This window comes from Inquilinus limosus MP06 (assembly GCF_000767795.1).
Lineage (GTDB): Bacteria > Pseudomonadota > Alphaproteobacteria > DSM-16000 > Inquilinaceae > Inquilinus > Inquilinus limosus_E.
Genome location: NZ_JANX01000374.1, coordinates 1 through 6262, shown reverse-complemented (window position 1 = coordinate 6262; position 6262 = coordinate 1). Strand labels below are relative to the sequence as shown.

Sequence of the window (6262 nt, the reverse complement as noted above, 5' to 3'; positions counted from 1 at the left end):
CAGATCCGGCCCAGCAGCTGCGGCGCCGCCGGATACAGCCGGGTGTCGGCGCCGTCCAGCGGCCGGCCGCCCCAGGCGTCGAGCAGCACCTGCAGGTGCCGGCCGAAGATCTGCCCGCGCTCGGCGCTGTCGAGGCCGAAGGCGGCGAAGGCCGAGGGCGTGCCGCCGGTGCCGAGCCCGAGCTCGAGCCGGCCGTCGGACAGCAGGTCCAGCACCGCCGCATCCTCCGCCACCCGCACCGGGTTCTCCAGCGGCAGGGTAATGATGCCGGTGCCCAGGCGGATGCGCAAGGTGCGGGCCGCGACCTGGGCCAGGAACACCAGCGGCGCCGGCAGCCCGCCCTCGGGCTCGTGGAAATGGTGCTGCGCGACCCAGGCGCTGTCGAAGCCGTGCCGCTCCGCCGTCGTGATCTGCTCCGTCGCCAGGCGGTAGCGCTCCTGCGCGCTCGCCTCGTCGAGGAGCCGGGTGAAGAAGCCGAGGCGCTGGATGGTCACGGACGGAAGCCTTTCGGAGTCATGCGGAGACGGCGAGCCGGCGCCCGGGGATGGCGTCGATCAGCTCGCGCGTGTAGTCGCTGCTGGGGTTGCGGAACACGTCCTCCACCGGCCCGGTATCGACCTGCCGGCCGTTGTGCAGCACCGAGACGGTGTCGGCGATCTGCCGCACCACGGCGAGGTCGTGCGACACGAACAGATAGGTCAGGCCGAGGTCGCGCTGCAGCGTGTCGAGCAGGCCGAGGATCTGGGCCTGGACGGTGACGTCCAGCGCCGACACCGCCTCGTCCAGCACCAGCACCTGCGGGTCCAGCACCAAGGCCCGGGCGATGGCGACGCGCTGCCGCTGCCCGCCCGACAGGGCGCGCGGCCGCCGGTCCAGCACCGCCTGCGGCAGGCCGACCCGGTCGAGCATGTCGCGCACCCTGCGGGCGCGGTCGGGCTTCGGCAGCCGCTCGAAGTTCAAGAGCGGCTCCTCGATGATCTCGAAGATGCTCTGCCGCGGATCGAGCGACCCGAACGGGTTCTGGTAGACCAGCTGGATGGTCCGCCTGAACTGCCGCAGCGCCTCGCCCTTCAGCGCCGCCGGGTCGGCCCCGCCGATCAGGATCCGCCCGGCGGTCGGCGTCTGGAACCCGACCACGGCGCGGACCGTGGTGGTCTTGCCCGAGCCGGATTCGCCGACCAGGGCATGAGTGGTGCCGCGCCGCACGGCGAAGGACAGGCCGTCGACCGCGCGGAAGCTGCCGCCGCGGCCGGGAAGGTCGAAATCCTGCACCAGCCCGTCGACCACGATGGCGTCGCCGCCCTCCCCGACCGGCCGCGGCGCGCGCCGCTCGGCCTTCGACAGGGACGGCGCGTCGGCCAACAGTTGCCTCGTATAGGCGCTCCTGGGCGCCGCCAGGATCTCCGCCGCCGGCCCCTGCTCCTGGATCCGGCCGCCCTGCAGCACGATCAGCCGGTCGGCCCGGTCGGCGGCGACGCCGAGGTCGTGCGTCACCAGCAGCATGGCGGTGCCGAACTCGCGCCGCAGCTCGTCGATCAGGTCGAGGATCCGGCGCTGCACCGTGACGTCGAGGGCGCTGGTCGGCTCGTCGGCGATGATCAGCGACGGCTGCAGCGCGATGGCGATGGCGATCAGCACCCGCTGCTTCATGCCGCCCGACAGCTCGTGCGGGTATTGCCGCGCCCGCAGCTCCGGCCGCGACAGGCCGACCCGGGCCAGCAGCTCGACCACCCTGGCGCGGTTGGAAGCCCGGTCGCCGCGGCGGTGGATGGCCAGGATCTCCTCGACCTGGGCGCCGATGGTCTTGACCGGGTTCAGCGAGCTGCCGGGGTCCTGCGGGATCAGGCTGATGCGGGCGCCGCGGATGGCATCCAGCCGCCGCTGCGACCAGCCGGAGATGTCGGTGCCGGCCAGCCGGATGGCGCCGCCATCGACCTGGCCGTTCTCGGCCAGCAGGCCGATCACCGCCTGGGCCGTGGTGGTCTTGCCGGAGCCGGATTCGCCGACCAGCGCCACCACCTCGCCCGGCTGGATGCGGAAGGACACGCCGTCGACCACGCGCTGGGCGCCGTCGCGGTCGCCCCTGTAGGAGACGCTGAGGCTCTCGACCTCCAGCACCGGCACGGTCATATCGTCCTCCGCCCGACCGACCGGCCGATGCGGTTGGCGGCCAGCACCACCAGCACCACGACCACGCCCGGCACAGTGGTCAGCCACCACGACGTGGCGATGTAGTTGCGGCCCTCGGCGATCAGCAGGCCCCATTCCGGCGTCGGCGGCGGCGCGCCGTAGCCGAGGAAGCCCAGGGTCGAGATCTGCAGGATCGCGGTGCCGAACTGCACCGCGGCCAGGGCGATCACCGAGGCAACGGAGTTCGGCAGGATGTGCCGCCACAGCACCGCGCCGAACCGGCCGCCGCTGCCGAAGGCGGCCTCGACATAGTCGGAGCGGCGCACCAGGATCACCTCCGACCGGGCCAGCCGGGCGAAGCGGCCGATCGAGGTGACGCCGACGGCGATCGCGGCGTGCACCGTGCCGAAGCCGAGCAGGATGATGATCGCCAGCGACAGCAGCAGCGACGGCACCGACAGCAGCACGTCGACGATCCGCATCAGCACCGCGTCGGTCCGCCGGCCGGTCGACCCGGCGATCAGGCCGATGGCGGTGCCGACCAGCAGGCCGACGGCGACGGCGACGAAGGCGCCGGACAGCGAGTTGACCGCGCCGTGGACGAGGCGGGCGAACAGGTCGCGGCCCAGCGCATCGGTGCCCAGGATGTGCTCGGCGCTCGGCGCCCGCAGCTTCTCCCGCGGCACGCCGGCGACCGGGCTGTAGGCGGTGAACAGGCCGGGGGCGACGGCCCAGGCGGTGACGATGGCGATCACCGCCCAGGACAGCAGCAGGCTGGGCTGCAGCCGGCCGAGCCAGGCGAAGGCAGGGCGGCGGGGCGGCAGCACGCGATCGGTGGTCTGCAGCGAGGTCATGCGGCGGCTCCGCGGGATCTGAGGCGCGGGTCGAGCAGCGGGGCCAGCAGGTCGACGGCCAGGTTGACCAGGACGAAGCCGGCGGCGGAGAGCACGACGACGGCCTGGATCACCGCCGTGTCCTGGTTGCGCACCGCCCGCTCTGTCAGCGTGCCCAGGCCGTTCAGCCCGAACACGGTCTCGGTGATCACGGCGCCGGCCAGGATCTCGCCGAACAGCACGCCGGCGATGGTCAGGGTCGGCAGCAGCGCATTGCGCGCCACATGCCGCCACAGCACCCCGGCGCGCGAGGCGCCCTTGGCCCGGGCCACGGCGACGAAGGGATGGGTCGAGACCTCGTCGATGCTGCGCACCAGGATCTGCGCCAGCGGCGCCGAAATCGGCACCGCCAGGGTCAGCACCGGCAGGACCAGCCCCTCCCAGGGCCCGGGATTGATCACCGGGATCAGCTTCAGCCGGAAGGAGAAGACCTGGATCAGCATGATGCCGAGCCAGAAGGTCGGCACCGAGACGAACAGCGACGGCAGCGACTGGATGGCCGAGCGCAGCCAGGCGAAGGCGGCGAGGCTGGACAGGGCGGCGATCGCCACCGCCAGCAGCACGGCGAGGGCGAAGCCGAAGCCGGCCAGCCAGACGGTCGGCGGCAGGTTGGCCAGCAGCGACTGCCCGACCGGCACGCCGGCCTGGACCGAGGTGCCGAAATCGCCGGTCAGGAAGTTGCCCAGCGTGTGCAGGTACTGCGACCAGACCGGGCTGTCGGCGCCGTAGGACTGGCGGATCTCGGCGATCTGCTCCGGGCTCAGCCCCAGCTCCGGGTTCTGGAACTTGATCAGGATCGCGTCGCCCGGCAGGGCCTGCAGCAGGATGAAGGCGGCGGTGAAGGCGGCCCACAGCACCAGCACCGCCTGCCCCACCCGGCCGAGGAGGTAGCGGGTCATGACGCGCGGACCGTCATGGCCGGTGCCGCCCCCTCACCCGGAATCGCTGCGCGATTCCGACCTCTCCCCGGGGGAGAGGTGAAAATCCCCTCTCCTCGGGGAGAGGGAGGGACCCGGCCCGCTTGGGCCGGGAGGGTGAGGGGGAATCGGGCGGCGCCGCTGCTCATCGGTCAGCCTCAGTGCTCGGCCAGCCAGGTGTTGTAGAAATAGGGCCGGCCGACCGCCTCGAAGGCGATGCCCTTGAGATAGGGCGCCCCGGCATAGGCTTGCGGTTCCTCGAAGATCGGGATCGCATAGGCCTGGTCGATGACATAGGCCTGGACCTCGGCGACGATCTGCAGCCGCTTGGCCTTGTCCGGCTCCGACGACAGCGCCACCAGCAGCCCGTTCAGCCTGTCGTCGACGAAGCTCTTCACCTTGCTGCTGGCGCCGCCCTTCTGCCGCAGCACGTCGCGGTTCGAAGGGTAGAACTGGCTCTTGATCACGTCCGGGTCGGCGCGACCGACCATGGCGGGCGAGACCGGCGTCTTCTCCGGGTCCAGGTTGTCCACCGTGGCGCTGCCGGAATCCCCGGCCAGCACGTTCAGCTTGACGCCGACCCGGGCCCATTGCTGGGCCACCAGCTGCAGCGTCTCCTTATTCTGGGGCTGCGGCAGGGACTCGTAGGCCGTCAGCTCCAGCGTCCTGCCGTCCTTGTGCCGCAGCCCGTCAGAACCGAGCGTCCAGCCGGCCTCGTCGAGCAGCCGCTTCGCCAGCGCCTCGTCATGGGTCAGCCTGGCCGACAGATCGACGTAACCCTGCGCGGTCGAGGCGATGATCGAGGTCGCCTTCGGATAGTTCTCCGAGAACAGGGTGCCGACGATCTCCTCGGCGTCGGTCGCGTGCAGCAGCGCTTGCCGCACCCGGACATCGGCCACCAGCGGATTGTCCGGCCGGAACACCACGCTGTTGTTCACGCCGCGGGTCGGGCCGGCATAGACGAGGTAGCCGTTGTCCTTCACCTGCGGCTCGTCATAGGCCTGGACCTGGCGGATGAAGTCGGCCTGGCCGGCCAGGAGCGCGCCGATGCGGACGCTGTCCTCCGGCGTCACGATGTAGCGGATGCCGTCGAGATAGGCGCGGCCCTGATGCGCCAGCGGCGCCGGGCCCCAGGCGTAGTCGGCGCGGGCCTTCAGCACCAGCTCCTTGCCCAGCGTCTCGCTCTCGACCACGAAGGGGCCGGAGCCGATGATCTTCGTGGCGTCGCCCAGCTCGTCGAAGGGCCGCGCCAGGGTGGCAAGCGAGACCAGGCCCGACCCGATCACCGAGGTGCCCTGCAGGAAGCCGGGCGACGGCTTCTTGAAGAAGAATCGCACCGTCTGCGGGTCGACCACCTCGCTGCGGTCGTAGTTGTTGATGACCTCGGACACCGGCAGCTTCAGCGCCGGGTTGCCGCGGCCATAGGTGTCGTAGTTCTTCGCCACCGCCTCGGCGTCGAGCGGCGTGCCGTCGGAGAAGGTGACGCCCTTCCGGAGCCTGAAGGTGTATTCGGTGGCGTCGGCATTGACGGCCCAGGATTCGGCGATCCAGGGCTTGATCTCGAGCGTCTTCGGGTCCTGCCAGGTCAGCTTGTCGGTGATCTGGTTGAGGATCCCGCCATTCGGGTAGAAGCCGCCCGCCGGCGGGTACAGGTTGGTGTGGGCCTGCTGCTCCAGATAGATCAGCGTGCCGCCGGTGATCGGCGCCTCGTCAGCGGCAAGGGACGGCGCCGCCAGGAAGGGGCTTGCGGCCAGCGCCGCGACCGCCAGGAGTGCCGCTTGGCGGAGACGATTGTGGATCGGCACGATTGCCCCTTCCATGAACGCTCAAAGTTCGACTTTTGCTTTTTCGGGATGTAGTTTCTGTCCGGACGGGCACGACGAAAGCTCGCCCGGCGTTGCCGCCTGGGCCATCCCTACGTCAGGCATAATTAACCGTACGCTATGGAAGATATATAAAAAATAACAAATTTTAATTGTTTATTCTAAAAGCCTCCGGCAGCGCTCACGCGCCGGGCCATCGGAAGGTCGGCGACCGATTGCGGGACCGCCGGGGCGTATCCTCGGAGATTAGCCCTTGACCATGATCACGGTCGGCAGGGCGACGCCGCCGGACGTCGGCATCTCCTCGCGCCGGATGGGGCTGTAGCCGAGCCGGGCATAGAACGCCTCGGCATTGGCGTTGGCGCGCACCCGGAAACGGCGGAAGCCGGCGGCGCGGGCGGCCTCCTCGGCCGCCTCGACCATGCGGCGGCCCAGGCCCTGGCCGGCCCGGTCCGGGGCGACGAAGACCTTGCGCAGCCGCGCCACCGCGTCGTCGTCC

The 6262-nt window shown here is 70.8% G+C and carries 6 protein-coding genes; all 6 read right to left on the bottom strand.

Going from position 1 to position 6262, the window contains the following annotated elements; translation table 11 throughout:
- A partial coding sequence (locus P409_RS23325) for an LLM class flavin-dependent oxidoreductase (protein ID WP_034844343.1) occupies positions 1-494 on the bottom strand: 494 nt, incomplete at its 3' end.
- Between the two features lie 19 nt (positions 495-513).
- Entirely contained in the window at positions 514-2130 is a 1617-nt protein-coding gene (locus P409_RS23320) for a dipeptide ABC transporter ATP-binding protein (protein WP_034844342.1), read from the bottom strand.
- The gene (locus P409_RS23315) at positions 2127-2984 is read right to left on the bottom strand and encodes an ABC transporter permease (RefSeq protein WP_034844340.1); all 858 of its coding nucleotides are present in this window, start codon (positions 2982-2984) and stop codon (positions 2127-2129) included. The genes P409_RS23320 and P409_RS23315 overlap by 4 nt, the downstream gene beginning before the upstream one ends.
- A complete protein-coding gene (locus P409_RS23310) occupies positions 2981-3922 on the bottom strand; it encodes an ABC transporter permease (RefSeq protein ID WP_034844338.1) in 942 nt (313 codons plus the stop codon). The genes P409_RS23315 and P409_RS23310 overlap by 4 nt, the downstream gene beginning before the upstream one ends.
- A gap of 176 nt (positions 3923-4098) precedes the next feature.
- Positions 4099-5745, bottom strand: coding sequence for a TIGR04028 family ABC transporter substrate-binding protein (locus P409_RS23300; RefSeq protein WP_238578751.1), 1647 nt, complete (start codon positions 5743-5745; stop codon positions 4099-4101).
- A 264-nt stretch (positions 5746-6009) separates the two neighbouring features.
- Positions 6010-6262, bottom strand: a 253-nt coding sequence (locus tag P409_RS23295; protein WP_034844333.1) for a GNAT family N-acetyltransferase, incomplete at its 5' end; no start/stop codon positions are given.